General features: G+C 69.5%; 5 protein-coding genes. All 5 read right to left on the reverse strand.

Annotation, left to right across the window (positions count from 1 at the left end):
• Positions 1-493: tRNA (adenosine(37)-N6)-threonylcarbamoyltransferase complex dimerization subunit type 1 TsaB (gene tsaB / locus GJV64_RS13225; protein ID WP_235927757.1), on the reverse strand; the 493-nt coding region annotated here is incomplete at its 3' end.
• A 9-nt stretch (positions 494-502) separates the two neighbouring features.
• Positions 503-1093, reverse strand: coding sequence for a malonic semialdehyde reductase (locus GJV64_RS13230; protein WP_164157806.1), 591 nt, complete (start codon positions 1091-1093; stop codon positions 503-505).
• Between the two features lie 3 nt (positions 1094-1096).
• Entirely contained in the window at positions 1097-1651 is a 555-nt protein-coding gene (locus tag GJV64_RS13235) for a NifU family protein (protein WP_164157808.1), read from the reverse strand.
• Between the two features lie 89 nt (positions 1652-1740).
• Positions 1741-2205 carry a universal stress protein gene (locus GJV64_RS13240; RefSeq protein WP_164157811.1) on the reverse strand — a complete coding sequence of 155 codons (465 nt, stop codon included), beginning with the start codon at positions 2203-2205 and terminating at the stop codon, positions 1741-1743.
• A gap of 38 nt (positions 2206-2243) precedes the next feature.
• Positions 2244-2896, reverse strand: a 653-nt coding sequence (locus tag GJV64_RS13245) for a class I SAM-dependent methyltransferase (protein ID WP_164157812.1), incomplete at its 5' end; no start/stop codon positions are given.

Genomic DNA, 2896 nt, shown 5'->3' on the forward strand with positions numbered 1-2896 from the left:
GGGCGCCCGGCACCAGTGCGGCCCCGGCGCCGGCCACTGCGATGCCTGACGGCACAATGTCCACCGGCTGCACATCGCGCGCCACCAGGTCGCGTCCCAGAATCGCGCCGGCGGCCCGGCCGCGCCCGGCGTCGATCAGCGCCATTACAGCCTCCAGGTCGGGATCATCGGCAAAGGCCTGCGCCGCGACCAGCGACAGTGCCGAGATGCCGGCGACGGGCACGCCCCACGCCAGCCCCAGCGCACGGGCAGCGGCAATGCCGATGCGGATGCCGGTATAGCTGCCCGGCCCGATATCGACGAGGATCCGTGCCGGACGTCGCCCGGCGAGCAGCGCCGCCACGGCCGGCAGCAACGCCTCGGCATGGCCGCGCCCGATCAGACGATGATCGCGCGCCAGCAGCTGTTCACCATCGCCGAGCGCCAGCGACAGTGCCGGCGACGAGGTGGACAGCGCCAGCCACTGGCCGGCGGACGGGTTGGTTATGGTCACCCGCGCCCGTTACAGGATGCGGGCGGCTTCCTCAAAGGAAAGCCGGGGCAGGCGCGGGAACAGGCCGGCATCGGTGCCGCGCCCCAGCGAGCAGATGAAGTTGGTCTCCACCGAGGTGCCGGCCCAGAACGCGGCATCCACCGCCGCCTTGTCAAAGCCCGACATCGGGCCCGTGTCCCACCCCAGCGCGCGCGCCGCCATGATCAGCCAGGCGCCCTGCAGCGACGCATTGCGGAACGCCGTTTCACGCGCCACCGTCGGATTTCCCGAAAACCAGCTCCTGGCATCGGCATGCGGGAACAGCTGCGGCAGGCGATCATAGAATAGTGTGTCAAAGCCGATGATCACCGTCGCCGGGGCGGCCAGCAGCTTGGCGCGGTTGCTCTCGCTTACACAGGCGGCCAGCCGTTCGCGCGCCTCCTGCGTGTGGCAGAAGATGAACCGCGCCGGCGAGCTGTTGGCCGATGTGGGGCCCATCTTGGCCAGATCATAGATCGCCCGCAGATCGGCCTCGCCCATCGGCGTATCGTCCCAGCCATAACGGGTGCGGGCCGCAGTGAAGAGCTGCGCCAGCGCGGCGTCATCCAGGGCGGGCGTCATGGTTCAGACTGCCCTGACTTCGGTCACTTCGGGCACATAATATTTGAGCAGGGATTCAATGCCCATCTTCAGGGTCATCGTGCTCGACGGGCAACCGGAACAGGCGCCCTGCATCTCGAGGAACACGGTGCCCTCGCGAAAGCCGCGATAGACGATGTCGCCGCCATCCTCAGCCACCTGGGGGCGCACGCGCGTTTCGATCAGTTCGCGGATCTGCATGACGATCTCGGCATCGGCCGGATCATCGTCGAGGGTGGCCTGCGTCACCTCTCCAGTGAACAGCGGCGCCCCGCTGGTGAAATGATCGACCAGCGCGCCAAGGATCTGCGGTTTCAGCGCCGGCCAGTCGGCCCCGGCCGGATTGCGGGTGACCGAGACGAAATCATGACCGAAGAACACCCGGTCCACATCGCCAAGCGCAAACAGCGCGCTGGCCAGCGGCGAGGCCTCGGCCGCCTGCGCATCGGCAATGTCGACCCCGTCGCCACCGGTCACGGTGCGACCGGGACGGAACATCAGCGTCATCGGATTGGGAGTCTGTTCGGTTTCGATGAACATCGGCGGGCCTCGTGGCAGGACGTGCCGTCGATATGGCGCAGCCGCGCGCCGGCTTCAAGGGAATTACGACAACTATTGTCCGCTTTAGGTCAGGCCAGCGTTTCCAGCCGGCCCGCGTCCAAGCCGCCCGGAACCAGCATCAGGATGCATGGCAGGCTGCCGGCGCGTTCGCTGGCGAAATAGCCCACCAACGGCCCCGGGCTGCCCTTGGCCGCTGTGCCCAGTACCAGCGCCCGTATGCCGGGATTGTCGCGCACGAAGGCCAGCACGGCGGCCGGCGGATCGCCCTCCAGAACGCAGGTTGCAGGGCGCCGGCCGCCCATCGCCTCGGCCTCGGCGGCGCATTGCGCCAGCAACGCCTCGGCCTCGCCGCGCGCCTGTGCCGCCATGGCCGACTGGACGGCGCCGAAATGCAGGAAACCCGCGATGTCAACGACGCTCGCCAGCGTCACCTCGGCATCGACGTGGGCGGCGCGGCGCACCGCGAACTGCATCGCCACCCGGCTTTCGGGGCTGTCGTCGATGACGACGAGATAGGTTGCGGCAGCGGCCATGCCACAAGCCTAGGGCACAGGAGACGGGAGAGTCAAAGTCACCGTGCGGGCTGAGGGGTGCCTGGGGCCCAAGCGGCTAGGTGCAGGATCTCCACGGTTACGCCGGTCTTGCCGTCAGCATCCGCCATCGCGGCGAAACGGCGGGCGGCGTCCATCAGGACGTCGCGGCGCAGCGGCCTGCGCTCGGCCAGCACCGATCGCGCGCCCATGGCGGTGAGATCGGCGAACAGGTCGAACAGGCTGCCATAGCGCAGTGTCACCCGGTCGATATCCACGACGGGCATCACCAGGCCGGCGCGCGTCAGGAGGCCGGCCGCCGCTTGCGCTTCCACCATCGGCGCGGTGTGGCTGCCGGCGCCGCCGGTGATGGCAGCTTCGGCCTCCAGCAGGCAGGCGCGCAACTCCACCAGGCTCATGCCGCCGACGAACGCCGCCAGCAGCAGGCCATCGGGCCGCAGCACCCGCCGGATGCCGGCCAGTGCGCCGGGCAGATCGTTCACCGTCGTCAGCGCGCCAGCCGAAACGACCAGATCGAAGGCGCCGCCGGCAAAGGGCAGGCACGCCTCATCTGCCACCACGGCCAGGCCCTTTTGCTCGCCCGCACCATCAGCATCGCCCGCCGCCACCACGGCCCGCACCGCGCCCGGCCAGACCGGCGCTGGCCCGCCCAGGTCGAGCACGGCCTCGAACC

Source organism: Sandarakinorhabdus rubra (genome assembly GCF_010994245.1).
GTDB lineage: Bacteria > Pseudomonadota > Alphaproteobacteria > Sphingomonadales > Sphingomonadaceae > Sandarakinorhabdus > Sandarakinorhabdus rubra.